The sequence below is a fragment of the Pseudochelatococcus contaminans genome (assembly GCF_014195635.1).
Classification (GTDB): Bacteria; Pseudomonadota; Alphaproteobacteria; order Rhizobiales; family Beijerinckiaceae; genus Pseudochelatococcus; species Pseudochelatococcus contaminans.
On the sequence record NZ_JACICC010000011.1, the window covers coordinates 1 to 16,217 of the forward strand.

Sequence of the window (16,217 nt, forward strand, 5' to 3'; positions counted from 1 at the left end):
AACCACCCAACATAATAACGCGGGGTGGAGCAGCCCGGTAGCTCGTCAGGCTCATAACCTGAAGGCCGCAGGTTCAAATCCTGCCCCCGCAACCAAAAATATGCAATAATGTCAAACGTTTAACCCGCCCCACAGGCGGGTTTTTGCGTTTATAAACCCATTGCCACCAAATCCAAAATTCTTCGTTCAGTACCAGCCACTTACAAATAATCCCCCAAACCGTACCATTCCGTACAAATTCCTCCGTGGCACACGCACAGCACATGAAACAGAACAAATAATCATAAAACGTTCCTCGTATGAGCTGTCAGGATGACTTGATTTACGGCCTCCTCATGAGCAGGAGCGATCATCACCTTTGCCCGGCGCGACGCGATTGCGACCGCGCCGGCATCAGCATACGGGTTGTAATCGACACGCCATACACAACAAGAGGAGGGCACAGCCTCTCCGGCGGCTGACCTACTGCTCGCATACGACCAAGGCTGAAAATGATTTCGCCCGGTCCGCAATGTCTGGCGGTTTGAGCGTCGTGGCACCGGGGGCGCCGATTTTAAGCTGAATGCCTTGGGCTTCCAGGAAGCCCTGTACGACACTTGCTTTGATGGCGAAGTTTACATTTTGCGCCAGATCATCTGTAGCCGCTGCAACTTTCAGGGCATTCAGCTTTGAAACTACCACACCCACGACATTACCGGCATCATCAAGCAGTGGCCCGCCGCTATTCAGGGTTGAACTGGTGCAGAAATCTGAAGCATACGGGTGTCGTCCCCCAAACTGACAAGCGCCGTCACGCTGCCTTGCGTGAAGTTGCCGCTCGATGTGAGAATACCCGTCAGAGGGTAGCCGTGTCCGTCGTCGAATGATTTGAGACTTTTTGGGCTCTGGAAGACTGGAGTTTCCGGCTCGGTTTGCGTGTTTATTTAAGCCGCTTTGGCTTGGTGGTTCAAGCGGCGCTGTTTGATCGTGTCTCGTTTGCCCCTTTCGCGTTCGAGCAGAATGGTCTGACCACGCCCGAAGTAGACGTCGGCCGGGGTGAGATTGTCGAGGCTCTCGTGGTATCGGCGATGATTGTAATGCTCGACGAATGCTGCAATCTGGGCTTCGAGATCTTCCTGAAAGAAGTAGTTTTCCAAGAGGATGCGATTCTTCAGCGTCTGATGCCAGCGTTCGATCTTCCCCTGCGTTTGTGGATGGCGGGGAGCGCCGTGGACGTGATCGATCTTGTATTTCTCCAGCCATTCACCGAGATCGGAAGCGACGTAACATGGACCGTTGTCGGACAGCAGGCGCGGCCGGTGTTCGACCTTGACATTGTCGCAGCATGAGGCTGCCAGCGCCAGGTCGAGCGTGTCAGTGACATCGTCCACCTTCATGCTGGTGCACAGCTTCCAGGCGATGATGTAGCGGGAGTAATCATCGAGAATGGTCGACAGGTAGAACCATCCCCATCCGATGACCTTCAGATAGGTGAAATCGGTCTGCCACATCTCGTTCGGCCTCGTGGTCTTGTCCTTGAACTCGTCATTAGCCTTGATGACGATATAGGCGGGCAACGTGATCAGGTCATGGGCCTTGAGCAAGCGATAGACAGAAGCCTCTGATACGAAATAGCTTTCCGTATCGGTGAACCTCATCGCCAGTTCGCACGGCAAAAGATCGGCATGATCCAGCGCCATGGTGATGATCCGATCCCTGATATCGTCGGGGATGCGGTTCCACACCCGTGATGGCGCGGACGGCCGGTCTTCCAGCCCCTCGACGCCATGGGTCAGGAAGCGATCATACCAGCGATAGAACGTCGGCCTTGGAATGCCCAGCTTGTCGAGGATTTGCCGGGCCGACAGATGCGACTGCTCCACAAGCCGGATGATCTCAAGTTTCTCAGCGGCGGGGTATCTCATTCGTCGTCGCCCCCATCCCCGATCATGCTTTTTTTGAGCAGGCGGTTTTCCAGGGTGAGGTCGGCCAGCGTCTTTTTCAGGTCGCGGCTTTCACGGCGCAGCGCCTTGACCTCGTCACTGATCGCCGGGCGGGCCGTGTCGCCAGCAAGCCGCTTCTTACCTGCTTCGAGAAATTCCTTTGACCAGCTATAATAAAGGCTCTCGGCGATCCCTTCCCGGCGGCAGATCGCAGCGATGCTGTCCTCGCCACGCAAGCCTTCCAGAACGATGCGGATTTTCTCCTCCGACGAATGGTGCTTGCGCGTGGCGCGGCGGATATCCTTGATCGTCTTGTCGGCCGCCGATGTCTGCGGCCCGGTTTTCTGTCTCATCTTCGCTTCCTTTGAGGGAGCTACGATGAGCCGAAAATCTTCTCTTCTCAATTAAACCAATTCTGTCTCATGGGCGCTGATGTCGAACAGGGGCCAACATCGCCGCCTTCATCGACGCGCACAACGATAACCCAAAACCCTACTGATGGGTTAAATCCGCCGAAGAAATCCTGGCCTCCATCAAACGATTCTACCAGCGAGCACAGCAGAACCTGTGCCGAGAACTTTAGATTCAAGTGGCCAGAAAAACTGGCGGGCGCAGACGAGTATGTGGGGCGCTTGAGTCAGAAGGAAGAATTCCCTAATATGCACGCCGCAATGGAAAAAAGGTTTGGGCGTGAAGATTAGCGATAAAGACACTGATGCCATCGACGAAACTATCGACGATCAGTCGGAGAATAATGACGCTCAGCCTGCCGATCTTATAAACAAATCGGTCATCAAGGCGGTGACCATTCTTAATGAACTTGGCCGCCATCCCACTGGTATCAGTGTTACAGAGTTGGCCAAGATTGTGCGTATGTCTAGGCCGACAGTCTTTCGACTGCTCCTCAGCCTTGAACAGACGGGCTTTGTCGAGAGGGAGGAGAATAAGTACACATTGGGCTGGAAAGTCGCGAGACTTGGGCGACTGGCTGACCCGCATGGGGGTATCATTGCCCGTGTCCAACCCGCTCTGCGCCAGTTGGCCGACACCTTTAATGAGATGATCGGCTACGCCGTTTATAATGGAGACGGCGAGTTCGATCTGATTGCAGAGGCTCATGCGTCGCGCATGGTAACCGTGCAAGGTTATCTCGGCACGGATTTCCCTCTACATGCCACTGCAACCAGTAAAATAGCGCTCTCAAACCTCACGGATAAAGAGATCATATCCCGTCTACCTAAGAAGCTGACGCGATACGCCAGTGCAACAATTGTTGATCACGATAAGTTTCTGCAAAATATTCATGAAATCCGCAAACTTGGATACGCTATTATTGATGATGAGCTTGAAGAAAGTCTATTCTCTCTCGCCGTTCCTGTGCGGGACAGGCGCGATAATATAATTGGAATTCTCTCTGTATCCGGCCCGTCCGAGAGAATGCGCCAGCGCCCTGCCGGGGATATAGCGCGCGAGTTGTCAGCCGGTAGTCATGCCATTGTCCAGGCTCTGTCGACGAAGTAGCTGTTTGGGATGATATTTATTCTGTATATTTATTGATGGGCAAAATATAATACATCATAAACGAGAATGATGTGATTTTAATGCATTTGACATTAGCCGATGTTCTTGTCGATATGGATTGTATCAATCTATTATACGCATTCCGCAATCTAGCTGCCGTGTGACGTTCGTTATCGCTGAGCCTTCTCCCAGATGGCACACACGCCGCATGTCCACCATTGACAGTTTCACAAAGAACCATTATTTGTGATCTCATAATGAACAATAAGTTCGATATGTGAACGATCAATGGGGAGCTTCATGGGATTTGGGTTAGGGCTGTCCTTGCGAGGAGACTTGTCCGCGGATCGGCATGCGGTTTTTCCGTGGCTTACACGCGGGAATGCAATCCAAAGCATCATCGATGAAAAAGATGTCAGTCAAGTGCAAGTGGTTGATATTCTCCAGCAAAAATTGATTCAATGTAATATTTTGCTTGCAGCCGCTGATGCAGTCTTGCTGGGAAGCCGCATTGATAGACACAAGCAAACCAATATCTCTGTATCGATACCATCGACTGACCGGCCCAAATTCGGCTTGCAATGCGTTGAGAAGGATTGAGTCATGGTTGCGCTTAGAGTTGCCGCTTCAAGGCCTGACGCTCTCTCCAGCATTGAAGAGATTATTGAAGAAGCCCGAAATGGCCGTATGTTTATTCTGGTGGATGATGAGGACCGCGAGAATGAGGGCGATCTAATCATTCCGGCCCAGATGGCAACCCCGGAAAAGATTAACTTCATGGCGACCCATGGGCGAGGGCTCATCTGTCTGGCCATGACCAAGGCGCGGGTGGATACCCTTGGCCTATCGCCAATGGTCAAGAAGAACGGAACTCGTCACGAGACTGCCTTTACCGCTTCGATTGAGGCGCGTGCCGGAGTGTCTACAGGCATCTCGGCTGCGGACAGGGCAAGGACGATTTCCGTCGCCATCGATACAGCCAACGGCCCGGAAGAGATTGTCAGTCCCGGCCATGTCTTTCCGCTGATCGCCCGAGATGGGGGCGTCCTTGTGCGTGCCGGACATACCGAAGCGGCTGTCGATGTGTCACGGCTTGCGGGGCTCAATCCGGCCGGCGTGATCTGCGAGATTATGAACGACGATGGAACGATGGCACGGTTGGATGATCTGATCGCTTTTGCCCAGCGCCACAACCTTAAAATCGGGACTATTCGCGACCTTATCGCTTATCGCCGCCGGTATGACCACTTGGTAGAGCGGAGGGCTGAAGCGGTTTTTACCAGTCGCTGGGGTGGCGAGTGGCGCGCGATAACTTTCCTGAACCGCGCGACCGGAACCGAGCAGATTGCGCTGGTAAAGGGTAGAATTGATCCTGCTCGACCGACCCTCGTGCGCATGCACGCCATTTCCGCATTTCGCGACATTTTTGGAGGAGATGGGCGCGGTGCGGGTATGCTTGAAGAGTCGATGCGCATCATAGGCGAGGAGGGCTGCGGCGTCATCATTGCTATCAGCGACATGCGTAGTGATCGTTTCACGGTGGCATTGAAGGTTCATGCCGGTGCGTTGTCAGAAAATGACATGGAAGAGCTGCGTGATTACGGCGTTGGTGCGATGATCCTCACGGAGTTGGGGGTGGAGCAGATGGTCTTGCTTACCAACTCTCATCATGCGCCGGTTGCATTGTCAGGCTATGGTTTGTCAGTGATTGCCGAGCGCCCGGTGTCGCTTCCGCCGTCTCCCATCTGACCAAATAGCAGCTTGGCCCAAATCGCGATCACGTTCAGGTTCCGCCAGCGTGCACACCTGCATCTATCTTTCTTTTCGTGACACTTTTGGCCTGACAACCGGCTATTTTCCCACCCGACGGAAGGCTGTGCCGCATGGCCACGAGGATTTTCCGACTCCATAGATTAGGGAGGAGGGCGCTTGAATGTGCCGGATGTCGGCTGTCGCATGAGCCCCGAAATATAATCAGCACGTCCCTTCATTCACGTGGCCAATCGGGTAGAATGATCTCTCTACTTTTTTCTTGACGCGGTAGAGAGATCATTCTACCTAAGAGGTGCTTGAAGTGAAAGACAAGATAGCGTGCGAACTGGAGCGCAGTTTTGCTGCGTACGGATTTGCTGAACAAGGCGTCGATGCACTTCGAACGCGGGCTGATGTTTCTTTTCGTACACTCTATAAGTATTTCCCAAGCCGAGAGGCGATGATTGTTGGAGCTCTCGAGTATCGCCACCGGCGATATTTTGACTGGCTTGCCGGCGGTCCTCAGACCGGCGTCGAGCACATTCTTCACCCGCTTGTGCGGTTAAGCGATTGGCTCGCCGAAGTTGCGAATACCGGGTGCCTTTTCATGAATGCGCTTGCTGAATATCCAGACAGCGAAATAATCGCGGCGACTGTAAAGTCTCATAAAAAAATGCTGGCTGACGAATTCAAACTTCGCTTGGAAAAGGTAGCGTCAGACCGTGATACCCGGCTTATCGCCGATACGTTGTTTCTTCTTCATGAAGGTATGACCCAGGCATCAAGACTTCAAGACCGAGAGAAGATTACGCAGGCAGCACTGCTCGCAGCCAGGGCGGCGCTGTTAGCGGAGAAGATCGAATAAGATTTTATCTGGGAGAGAAGCAAAGTGAAAATTAAGAAAATAGAGATTTACGCCCATGAGCTTCCGGTAAAGAATCCACCGCGTGTCATGTCGAGTGGTACAGTGTATTCATTGGATACAACGCTCGTCAGGCTCGTCGCCGAAGATGGGACAGAAGGCTGGGGAGAGACTTGCCCGGTTGGTCCAACTTATGCAGAAGCGCACGCCACGGGTGCGCGTGCCGCGTTGATCGAGATGGCGCCCGGCTTGGTTGGCGCCGATTTATGGCCCGTTGCGCTTCACCGGCGCATGGATTCTCTGCTTAATGGGCATCACTATGCCAAGGCGGCGGTCGATATTGCTGCCCACGATCTGATCGGTAAAAAGCTTGGTATTCGTGTCGCGGAGCTTCTGGGCGGCGGTGCTGTAGAGCGTGTGCCGACGTATTACTCCACCGGCGTAGGAGATCCGGACGAAATCGCTCGCATCGCCAAGGAGCGGATGGAGGAAGGGTATCCCCGTCTGCAAGTCAAGCTTGGCGGGCGCAGTGTCGATGCCGATATCGCGACGTTACGCAAAGTTTGGGAAGTTATCCGAGGCTCCGGCATGCGACTTGCGGCCGACGGCAATCGCGGCTGGAACACGCGGGACGTTTTGCATCTCACTCGCGTATGCGTCGACATTCCATTTGTCCTTGAGCAGCCCTGCAACAGCATAGAAGAGCTGATTAGCATTCGCAGGCTGATCCAGCATCCAATTTACATGGATGAAAACGGCGTCAATCTAAGCACAGTGATCACCGCGGCTGGGACAGGCCTTGTCGATGGGTTCGGCATGAAGGTTACCAGAATTGGCGGTCTATTGCAGATGCGAACATTCCGCGACATTTGCGCCGCAAGAAACTTGCCGCATACCAGCGACGATGCTTGGGGCGGCGATGTGATTGCTGCTGCATGCGTTCATTTAGGCGCAACGATCAGGCCAGATTTGAACGAAGGAGCCTGGATTGCTGCGCCTTATATAGAGGGACATTACGACAAGACCGGCGTGCGTATCGAAAGCGGTCATATCGCCCTTCCAAAAGGGCCGGGATTAGGCCTGACGATTGATCGGGAACAATTTGGATCACCTGTCGCCAGCTTTTAGAGCACCGAATACTCTGATGGAAACAGGCCGAGCGCCCTAAATTCTATATTTTACTATAAGTTGCGTTCAAGTCGATCCGTCGGCTTGAACGCAATCTGCTCTGCACGTGGTCTGATTCCTCAGACGGTCGAGGGCGCGCACCGTTGGCACATCCCTCAAAATCGTTCAGTCCATGGAGCGCCTTAACTGCATCAGATCATATGAACATGATCCAGAATGATCAAAAGCGGCTCCATAATGGCTCCGAAAAACCCGACGCGCATGCGCCGGGTATGATAATTGGCCGCGACAGAAGAAATCAGTTTCCGCCAAACAGCTTTCGGGCCGCTTCTACGGAATCGTGGGCGGCGATACCCAGCAGCCCTATGTCCGCAGCTATAGGCATGAAGCGGTAGCCGATGGCCGCCATCCGTCCGGCAAGTGTCACTTCCCCGGCATAGATGCCAGGTACGACGCCGGCCTCGTTGCAGCGGCGTGCGATCTTGGCCAGTGTACCATCTGGCTCTCCCCGCGTTAGTTCTGCCAGACTGACACCCAGCCCCAGCGCCAGATCGTAAGGACCAACGAGGATCGCGTCCGGCCGGGTTGCGAGTATATCGTCAAGATTTTCCAATCCTTGGGCTGTTTCTATCATCAGAATGCACAACGGATCGTCTTCCGGGTTGCCCGGGATCGGTTTTGGATATCGGGGGCTGCGGCGTGTCGGGCTATAGCTTCGCTTCCCACGCGGTGGGAAACGGCATCCCGCAATCAGTCTGCGAGCCGTTTCCGCATCCTCGACAGTGGGAAATACGATTGCACCTGCTCCAGCGTCGATCGCACGTCCAGCGATGCCTGTTTCATGCCCCGGCACGCGGACCATTGTGGGTACCGAGAAGAGGTGAGCAGCTTCCACCAATGCCTGAATTTCAGAAGCTTCAGGCCCGCCGTGCTGGGCATCAATGCAGATCCAGTCAAATGCTTCTGCAGCCAGAATATCAATCACCAGCGGATCGCGAAAACAGGACCATGCACCAAGATGCAGGTTGCCGTCTCCCAGGTTCAGCCGGGGTGTCCTCAATCCACTGTCCCGTTCACTTTGGCCGTGTATTTTCATGCTGTTTTCCTCTGAAAAGGAGGCTGTTGGTTTTTTATCGGCTGCTGCATGAGCCCAGCGCAAAAAAGCACCTTGGAAGACGGATGAATCTTCGTCTCAGGAGGGCTCAACTCTTATGAGTTTGGCTGCACCGATTCGTTCATATATTGGATGCAATGACCAATTTATGAATCTATCATTCCTGAGCGTCAATGGAAAACAGTTTGGTCCGCATTTAGCGTGGCCAAATGATAAGACTTTGATATTGGTGAATATAATTGTGCGATATCACGCCACCTAGCAATCCCATACAAGAGCGATGGTTTTAAACGAATAGCATTTGACGCCGAGGTTCGAAGCGATCATGGCGCTGGTGATTGAAACCGCATCTTGGCCGCACAGGCCAAAAATACTAACGGAGCCATCGGCGCCAGCTGATAGCCTTGACAATCACGAAAAACACATAGATAGTGAACATAACGTCCAAAAAATGAACGTATAAGTTCTATGAACGCTCAAGTTCAACATAATAGAAAATTAGCGGAGGAAAATGAGGCTATGTCCAATAAGCCATTGAGTTTGTTCGCTTTCGACGTGTTCGCGCCAACCCATCTTACTTCGGGATCCTGGAAAGAGCCGGGAGATCAGGGATACCGCTATACCGACCTTCGATACTGGACCGGTGTCGCCCGCATGCTGGAGGAAGCTAGCTTCGACGGTATATTCTTCGCTGATAACGTCGGCTATCATGACGTGTACGCGGCATCTGTTGCGGGTGCATTACGCGATGCGGCGCAGTGCCCGATCAATGACCCTCTCTTGCTCATTAGTGGAATGGCTGCGGTCACCAAGCATCTTGCTTTTGGCGTGACCTGCTCACTGACCTACGAATTGCCCTATATGTTGGCGCGCAGGTTCAGCACGCTTGATCATCTGACTGATGGTCGTGTGGGTTGGAATATTGTGACGTCTTATTCTGAGTCAGCTGCTCGTAACATGGGGAAGGTCGAGCAACTTGCCCCAGCTGAGCGATATGCCGTCGCCGATGAATATATGGATGTCGTTTACAAGTTATGGGAAGGGTCGTTTGAGGACGACGCTGTCGTTCGCGATGTGGAAAAATCGATCTATGTCGATCCCGATAAAGTTCACGCGATAGGACATAGTGGGAAGAACTTCACCGTCCCCGGAATTCATCTTTGCGAGCCATCACCGCAGCGCACGCCAGTGTTGTTTCAGGCCGGTTCTTCCGCCAGTGGCATAGCGTTCGGCGCCAAGCATGCGGAAGCAGTATTCATCAACACAAATACACTTGCCCAGGTCAAGCGCAGCGTTGACGGCATACGTAAAGCTGCAGCTGATGCAGGTCGTGACCCGCATGACGTGCACGTGGTTGCTCTCGTTACAGTTATTGTTGCCCCCACTGATGAAGAAGCGGAAGCGAAGTATCAGCATTACCTTAAGAACGCGACGGTCGAAGCTGTGCTGTCGCGCTTCAGCGGATGGGCAGGCATTGATATGTCACAGTACGATGTGGACATTCCGCTTCGCTCTGTTCAAACAAAGGCCAGTCAATCACTTGTCGATATGTTCTCAAAATCCGACCCTGACCGCGAGTGGACACCACGGCAGATCGCCGAATTTCTGACGATCGGTGGCACGGGGGCGACAATTGTCGGCTCGCCGACAACCGTTGCGGCCGAGTTGAAACGTTGGCGCGATGAAGCTGGGGTGAACGGCATCAATCTCAGCTATACGACCAAGCCGGGCAGCTGGAAGGAATTTATCGAACTGGCGCTTCCGGAGTTGCGGGCACAGGGGATTGTATCTCCAGCACGCGTGGCAGATGCGGAACCGACTACGCTGCGTGAAAAGCTCTATCCGGGCCATAAGCGCACCCTCGATACACATCCTTCCGCAGCTTTCCGCGCTAAAAAGAGTACGTAAGCTACGTTTCAGCATAGTGATGAGAGCCATCCATCCCTTCAGTTACATTGAAGGGATGGAATTATCTCATAGACTTCATTCGTTTAGGGCGGAGAATAATCTCGATTCCCTTAATGCTCTTTGCATTCATAATCGAGCTACAGCCGTTATGAATGGCACTTAATCCTATTGACACCGATCAAATACGCACTTATAAAATATCATATAAATGAACAAAACGTTCAAAAAATGAACGATAATAAAAGGGAAACCCAAGGATGATCAGGCATATGAAGCGATTCACATCTGATTTTGCGGCTGACTGTGCTGGAGCCAGCTTCCATAAGGCTAGCTGAAGGCGGCTTTGTGCGCCTTATGGCTGTCGATCCTGCCGCGTCTTCAGGTCTGGTATTCAGCCTGTTTTTCGAGAGGTTGCCCTTTACTCGATTGCGGGAACCGGCCGGATTGATTGGCTCGCGTCTGTTCCATTGAGAATATTTGTTGAGAGATACTGCTTCCATTGCATTTGTCGCGCGGCAGTTACAGAAGTGCGGCTCCGTTTGAACTGCATCCATAGTCAAAACCTTGCGCGAGAGGCCGCTCAGAGAAGGCAAATTCTGACTTCCCGATAAGCATCCGGGCACGCAGTGCCGTAATAACGTCGTCAGATGAACTCCTGTCATGACTGACATTATAAAGAGGGTTAGTGCTGTAATGACAAAGGTTCCATTCGCCGAGGACGGTTCCGTTTCCGCTAATGACTACCGAAAGGTTTTTGGCCTTATTCCCACGGCGGTTGCGGCGATCACCGGAATTTCTTCTGAGGGAAAGCCCGTTGGCTTCGTTGTCGGTACTTTTCAGTCTCTATCGATTGATCCCCCGCTTGCTGCGTTTTCCGTAGATAAGGGGTCGAGTACCTGGCCCACTATTCGTACTCTTGAGAGCTTTACGGCGAATATTCTGTCCGTTGAACAGTTACCCGTATGCCGCGCTTTGTCGCGCCGTGGCGTCGACAAGTTTGAAGGCCTTGAATACGCGTCCGGCCCCTATGGCAATCCGCGCTTACCTGGATCCACGGCATGGCTGGACTGCAAGGTTCTTTATGAGATCGTTGCTGGCGATCACTACATCATCGTCTCAAATATAACCGGAATGGAGATTGGTAGTGGTGACGCTCTTGCTTTCCGGGGCGGAAGGTTTGGCGAGTTCTTGGAATGGGACGAGCCCGCTCCTGCACCTAAACCCATTGCGGAGGATGTACAGGCATGAGTTCAATGCTGGAAAAAGTTGGGATTGCCTGGAAGCGCGCCTGGGGCGAAGGCGATACCCAAGCATTTCAGGATATTGTCGCGGACGGCTATGTCCGGCATTCCAAGACGGGTGAGGAGGGCATCGAGGACGTAATCGAGCAGATCAAATCCTCGCACAGAGCCTTTTCCGATTTTAAAGTCGAAATTTTGCAAGCTCTTGAGGATAGCGAGGCGATCGCAATCCTCTGGGAGAGCACAGGCATCCACACCGGTGAATTCATGGGCGTGCCGCCGACCGGTCGCAAGGTCGTTGTAAGAGGAGCCGCCTTCATCCGGCATGCCAACGGTCAAATTCTTGAAGAAAGTACCGTATGGGATCCGCGAGATCTTCTGGCCTCCATGAAGATCGTGCACCTCGGGAATAAAAGATAAGGAGCTGCGATGACTATCAATATAGATAAGATTGCCGATGTATTGATCGAAGCCAAGCGCACCGGCATTCCCGTAGAGACGCTCATTGGCTCCGGCGGGCAGGGTGAAACCCGTCTTGACGCTTTTCGGGTTGCACAGGAAGTCGTTCGACGTCGCGTGCAGGCGGGCGATCGTCAGGTGGGGTTCAAACTGGGCAATATCGCAAGGGCTATGCAGGAAAAATTTGGGGTTGATGAACCCGATTACGGTCCGCTTCTTGCCAGCCAGTTCTATTCTGAGAACCTGCGGATTTCGGAAAAAGAGTTTATCGCACCGTTTGTGGAGCTTGAACCTGCGTTCGTGTTGAAGGCAGATCTTGGCGGCCCTAATGTTACGCCTTTTGAGGTCATCTCTGCCACAGATTATGTAATCCCGGCTTTCGAGATTATCGACTCGCGTGTCAAGAACTGGAATATAGGCATTCTCGATACTATCGCGGATGGTGGTTCTGTCGGCGGTATCATTACCAGCGCAAAGCCTAGACGGCTCAGCGAGGTGGATCTGGCCAATACTGTGGGTGAGATTCGCTTTGACGGTAAGGTCGTTGCTTCAGGTAACACATCTGCAATCTACGGTAATCCGGTATCGGCGATTGCATGGCTGGCGCGTCGTGTGTGGGAATACGGTGTTACGTTCCGCGCGGGCGATTTTATTCTTCCTGGAAGCTGCCTGGCGGCAGAGAAACTTATTCCGGGCACCCGTGTTGTCGGCACTTTTGCTGGCTGGGGAGATGTTCAGTTCGAATACACAGCGGCGTAAATGCCTAACTCCGCGGAAGGGGAGCATCGAAAACAAATGAGTCATGTAGAATCAACCACGACTGATCGTCTGGAAGAAATTCTTTCGTCTGCAGATAATGCGGCAGCAGAGTTGCGGCGCAAGAACCGCACTACCTTGGCGGGATACCTTACAACTGTCGCAGATGCGCTTGACGCTACGGCTGACGTTCTGGTCCCGATTGGTCAGCGCGAGACGAACCTTCCGGAAGGGCGGCTTCGCGGAGAGCTGAAGCGCACCACCTTCCAGTTGCGCCTTTTTGCGGAGACGGTCCTCGACGGACGCTATCTGGATGCTCGCATTGACCATGCCGATCCGGAATGGCCAATGGGAGCGCCGAGGCCGGACCTGCGACGCACGCATGTGCCACTTGGTCCGGTTGCGGTGTTCTCTGCAAGCAACTTTCCCTTCGCATTTTCGGTTGCCGGCGGCGATACTGCTTCGGCGCTTGCTGGTGGAAACCCCGTTATCGTCAAGGCGCATAGCGGGCATCTCGAACTCTCCCGCGAGACCGCGCGCGTTGTGACCGAGGCACTTGCGTCAGTCGATGCGCCGAAAGGCACCTTTTCCGTTGTATTCGGCACGGATGTCGGGCGCGCATTGGTGCAGGATCGGAGGATCAAGGCGGTTGGCTTTACGGGGTCAATCGCTGGGGGCCGGGCTTTGTTCGATCTTGCGCAGGCCCGTCCTGATCCTATTCCCTTCTATGGCGAACTTGGCAGCAATAACCCGGTATTCGTTACCAAAGCGGCGGATGCCGCGCGAGGCGATGCGATTGCGCAGGAGTTCATTGCCTCGTTTACCTTGGGTGCTGGCCAGTTTTGCACGAAACCTGGAACGATCCTGGTGCCTCAAGGATCGCGTATTCATGCAGCGCTGAGCGCAGCCAAGCTGCCGGATGGTGTTGCATTGCTGAACGAGCGTATCCGCGACGGGTATATTCAAGCGTTACGTGACTTGCAGGCCAATGGAGCCGAACCTCTGAATGCCGGTTTGGATCCCTATGGCAATCTGCCATCACCGACATTGAGTATTGTTTCTGCTGCCGAAGTTTTGGCAAATCCAGAAAATCTGCTTCAAGAGACCTTCGGTCCGGCGTCGCTCGTTGTCGAATATGACGACGAGCAGCAACTGGTTAAACTAGCCTCTGTCTTCGAGGGGCAGCTTACAGCGTCTATCCAGGCAGAGAGCAACGACGATGTGACTGATCTCATCGACGTTCTTGTGACGAAAACCGGACGTTTGCTTTGGAATCAATGGCCGACGGGCGTGTCTGTGACCTATGCGCAGCAGCACGGCGGTCCATACCCCGCTTCGACGGCCAGCGGATCAACCTCCGTTGGCACTGCAGCCATTTCGCGCTTTCTGCGGCCGATTGCCTTCCAGGGTTTCCCAGAGAAGCTGCTTCCCGCTGAACTGCGCGACAATACCGTTGATCCAGTGTTTCGTCTGGTAGATGGGAAGTAGTTTAAACCTTTGGCGAGGGCACCCAGCCTGATGGCCTCTCAGTGATGGTCGTCATATTGGGTGCCCATGCCGACAATGAAAGCTATGGCTATGTTCATTACTTGAGCATAGCAAAGTATTTGAAGCAGTTAGTAGCGCTTGACCACCGCTTCATCAGGGTGCCGGCTGTTTAAATTCGACTACTGTCTTTCGTGCTCGTCTACCTCTGGCACCAACGAGGCGAATATACCGAACTGCCGGAAAGTCGATTGTCAGTTTTCATAAGTTATCCAAACTACCAAACGATACCATGGCCTCTACATGGAGTTTGTCGAGCAGTTAGATGACGCTGCTATCGCGGAAAACGCGTATTATTCGGAAAGCTTGCCGTGCATTGGTCGATATCGGCAAGATTATCGGGTTTTTTCCGGAAATTTCCGTTCGCACAAAGATGCGACGGCATGACGTTAGCTTGAAACATCAAGTATTGCTTCAGCAGGGCTAGCACGCCTCTGGAGGCGGATCACCGAAAATTAAAAACTGCAAAAAAGGCTCGCTTAGAAGCCATTGTAGGAGGAAACGACCATTGGCTAGACAAGAAACAATTCCTGCCGTGTCTCGGCCACTTCATGTCAACGATGTAATCGTTGCTGACAAGAAGGAGCTGAGACGAGCGCAAATAGGCGCCGGTGTTGGCAATTTTATCGAATGGTACGATATCGGGGTATATGGCTATCTGGCCGTTACCATGACCACCGTCTTCACTTCAGGCCTCGATCCATCTATTGGCCTCGTGATCACGTTGCTGGGCTTTGCCGTCTCGTTTATCGTGCGGCCACTTGGCGGTATGATCCTCGGGCCGTTAGGTGATAAAGTCGGTCGCCGGAAAATGCTTTTTTTCACCATCGCGCTCATGGCAGTCGCAACAACGTTGATCGGTTGTCTCCCAACGTCGGAGCAGGTGGGGCTATGGGTTATTATCCCGCTCTATTTGCTTAAAATGGCGCAGGGGTTCTCGACAGGTGGTGAATACTCTGGCGCATCGACGTATATTTCCGAGTTCTCTCCCGATAGGCGCCGCGGCTTCATGGTAAGTCTGCTCAATGTCGGCTCCCAACTCGGCTTTGCTGCGGGTGCGGGCATTGTCGCGCTTACGACCTGGCTGTCTACGTCAGCCTGGGGTGAGACGGCAATGGTGGATGGCGCATGGCGGATACCGTTCCTTCTTGCGTTTCCGTTCGGGATTATCGCTATCGCCTTCCGTAGCCGTATTCCAGAGTCTCCCGCGTTTGAGCTCGCAGAATCCGTGCAGGAAGCTGACGGGACAGAGCACGAGGCGGATTCATTGTTCAAGCGCTACGGTCTTGGCGGAATCTTGCGGCGCTACTGGCCTGCAATTCTTGTCGGTATAGGCATTATTGCCGCGGACGGATCGGCCGTTTATCTGCTTCAAAGCTATATGCCAACCTATATGGAAGTTCAAATTGGCATCCCCGTATCGCATACAGCTTTGGCAGCAGTCATTATTCTTGTGATCCAGGCTATCCTTATTCCGTTCTTTGGATACCTTGGCGATAGAGTAGGCCGCAGGCCAGTTCTGTTTGTGGCGGTCATCGCCAACGTTATTATTCTGATACCGGCGTTTACCGTTGCACAATACGGAACGATATGGGCGCTTTACAGCACGTTGCTCATGCTCGCAATTCCCAGTGCCATGATGTTGGCAAATACTGGCGCGCTCATGTCCGAGCTGTTTCCCACAGCATCGCGATACGGCTGTGTCGGTTTCACCCATAACGTTGCGATGTCCGCATTTGGTGGAACAACACCTCTGTTCAGCCAGATGTTGCTGAACGGCACTGGAAATCCGTTTGCGCCGGCGTTTTATGTGATGTTTTTCTCGGTCATCGCTATCTTCGCAGTCTGGAAGTTGAAGGAAACTGCGGGTCGTCCCTTGCTAGGGTCAGTGCCGGTCGTGGAAACGTGGCAGGAGGCTGAAGCACTCGTCGCAAACCAGGCCAGTAATCCGAAGATCGATCCAAACACCATGCCTTTGGGCGCTATCTCGCGATAGTCGCAAGTGCTTT

At 53.2% G+C, this 16,217-nt stretch carries 14 protein-coding genes, 1 tRNA gene and 1 pseudogene; 13 read left to right on the forward strand and 3 right to left on the reverse strand.

Annotation, left to right across the window (positions count from 1 at the left end):
• Window positions 1–18 precede the first annotated feature (18 nt).
• Window positions 19–95 (forward strand) — tRNA-Met (locus FHS81_RS15570).
• 367 nt (window positions 96–462) lie between these two features.
• Here the strand turns inward: FHS81_RS15570 and FHS81_RS15575 are convergent.
• Complete coding sequence (locus FHS81_RS15575; RefSeq protein WP_183754519.1) at window positions 463–687, reverse strand: hypothetical protein; 225 nt, start codon at window positions 685–687, stop codon at window positions 463–465.
• Between the two features lie 236 nt (window positions 688–923).
• A protein-coding gene (locus tag FHS81_RS15580) for an IS3 family transposase (protein ID WP_183754520.1) occupies window positions 924–2,275 on the reverse strand; the annotation gives its coding sequence in 2 pieces (ribosomal slippage) (window positions 924–1,939 and window positions 1,939–2,275; 1,353 coding nt in all).
• Window positions 2,276–2,367: 92 nt separating this feature from the next.
• Between FHS81_RS15580 and FHS81_RS19040 the strand changes: the two are divergent.
• The 6 genes and pseudogenes from FHS81_RS19040 to FHS81_RS15605 form a co-directional block, all read left to right on the forward strand.
• Window positions 2,368–2,505: pseudogene (locus tag FHS81_RS19040) on the forward strand (IS630 family transposase); the annotation flags it as partial.
• 107 nt (window positions 2,506–2,612) lie between these two features.
• On the forward strand, window positions 2,613–3,443 hold the full coding sequence (locus FHS81_RS15585) for an IclR family transcriptional regulator (RefSeq protein WP_343052520.1): 831 nt from the start codon (window positions 2,613–2,615) through the stop codon (window positions 3,441–3,443).
• A 300-nt stretch (window positions 3,444–3,743) separates the two neighbouring features.
• Window positions 3,744–4,043 (forward strand): hypothetical protein, encoded by a 300-nt coding sequence (locus FHS81_RS15590; RefSeq protein WP_183754521.1) that lies wholly within the window; start codon window positions 3,744–3,746, stop codon window positions 4,041–4,043.
• A gap of 3 nt (window positions 4,044–4,046) precedes the next feature.
• Window positions 4,047–5,192: a 3,4-dihydroxy-2-butanone-4-phosphate synthase gene (ribB, locus tag FHS81_RS15595; RefSeq protein WP_183754522.1), complete on the forward strand. Its 1,146-nt coding sequence runs from the start codon at window positions 4,047–4,049 to the stop codon at window positions 5,190–5,192.
• Window positions 5,193–5,517: 325 nt separating this feature from the next.
• A complete protein-coding gene (locus FHS81_RS15600; RefSeq protein WP_183754523.1) occupies window positions 5,518–6,060 on the forward strand; it encodes a TetR family transcriptional regulator in 543 nt (180 codons plus the stop codon).
• Window positions 6,061–6,084: 24 nt separating this feature from the next.
• On the forward strand, window positions 6,085–7,185 hold the full coding sequence (locus FHS81_RS15605) for an enolase C-terminal domain-like protein (protein WP_183754524.1): 1,101 nt from the start codon (window positions 6,085–6,087) through the stop codon (window positions 7,183–7,185).
• A gap of 298 nt (window positions 7,186–7,483) precedes the next feature.
• Here FHS81_RS15605 and FHS81_RS15610 read toward each other — a convergent pair whose 3' ends face one another.
• The gene (locus tag FHS81_RS15610) at window positions 7,484–8,344 is read right to left on the reverse strand and encodes an HpcH/HpaI aldolase family protein (RefSeq protein WP_183754525.1); all 861 of its coding nucleotides are present in this window, start codon (window positions 8,342–8,344) and stop codon (window positions 7,484–7,486) included.
• Window positions 8,345–8,767: 423 nt separating this feature from the next.
• On the opposite strand from FHS81_RS15610, the gene FHS81_RS15615 reads away from it, so the two are divergent.
• The 6 genes from FHS81_RS15615 to FHS81_RS15635 all read left to right on the forward strand — a co-directional run bounded on the left by FHS81_RS15615 (window position 8,768) and on the right by FHS81_RS15635 (window position 16,204).
• Complete coding sequence (locus tag FHS81_RS15615; protein WP_210281761.1) at window positions 8,768–10,207, forward strand: LLM class flavin-dependent oxidoreductase; 1,440 nt, start codon at window positions 8,768–8,770, stop codon at window positions 10,205–10,207.
• A 660-nt stretch (window positions 10,208–10,867) separates the two neighbouring features.
• Window positions 10,868–11,455, forward strand: a complete 588-nt coding sequence (locus FHS81_RS18760; protein WP_210281763.1) for a flavin reductase family protein — start codon at window positions 10,868–10,870, stop codon at window positions 11,453–11,455.
• A complete protein-coding gene (locus FHS81_RS18765) occupies window positions 11,452–11,868 on the forward strand; it encodes an ester cyclase (protein ID WP_210281764.1) in 417 nt (138 codons plus the stop codon). Before FHS81_RS18760 ends, FHS81_RS18765 begins: the two co-directional genes overlap by 4 nt.
• A gap of 9 nt (window positions 11,869–11,877) precedes the next feature.
• Window positions 11,878–12,666 carry a 2-keto-4-pentenoate hydratase gene (locus tag FHS81_RS15625; protein WP_183754527.1) on the forward strand — a complete coding sequence of 263 codons (789 nt, stop codon included), beginning with the start codon at window positions 11,878–11,880 and terminating at the stop codon, window positions 12,664–12,666.
• Complete coding sequence (locus tag FHS81_RS15630; protein ID WP_210281765.1) at window positions 12,667–14,151, forward strand: aldehyde dehydrogenase (NADP(+)); 1,485 nt, start codon at window positions 12,667–12,669, stop codon at window positions 14,149–14,151.
• 565 nt (window positions 14,152–14,716) lie between these two features.
• Window positions 14,717–16,204, forward strand: a complete 1,488-nt coding sequence (locus FHS81_RS15635; RefSeq protein WP_183754529.1) for an MFS transporter — start codon at window positions 14,717–14,719, stop codon at window positions 16,202–16,204.
• Window positions 16,205–16,217: the final 13 nt, after the last annotated feature.

Excerpts from the sequence above, each read along its gene's own strand:
- FHS81_RS15630 (WP_210281765.1), top strand. The coding sequence starts at position 12,667 with ATGCCTAACTCCGCGGAAGGGGAGCATCGAAAACAAATGAGTCATGTA.
- FHS81_RS15625 (WP_183754527.1), top strand. The coding sequence starts at position 11,878 with ATGACTATCAATATAGATAAGATTGCCGATGTATTGATCGAAGCCAAG.
- FHS81_RS15615 (WP_210281761.1), top strand. The coding sequence starts at position 8,768 with ATGAACGCTCAAGTTCAACATAATAGAAAATTAGCGGAGGAAAATGAG.
- FHS81_RS18760 (WP_210281763.1), top strand. The coding sequence starts at position 10,868 with ATGACTGACATTATAAAGAGGGTTAGTGCTGTAATGACAAAGGTTCCA.
- FHS81_RS15590 (WP_183754521.1), top strand. The coding sequence starts at position 3,744 with ATGGGATTTGGGTTAGGGCTGTCCTTGCGAGGAGACTTGTCCGCGGAT.
- FHS81_RS18765 (WP_210281764.1), top strand. The coding sequence starts at position 11,452 with ATGAGTTCAATGCTGGAAAAAGTTGGGATTGCCTGGAAGCGCGCCTGG.
- ribB (WP_183754522.1), top strand. The coding sequence starts at position 4,047 with ATGGTTGCGCTTAGAGTTGCCGCTTCAAGGCCTGACGCTCTCTCCAGC.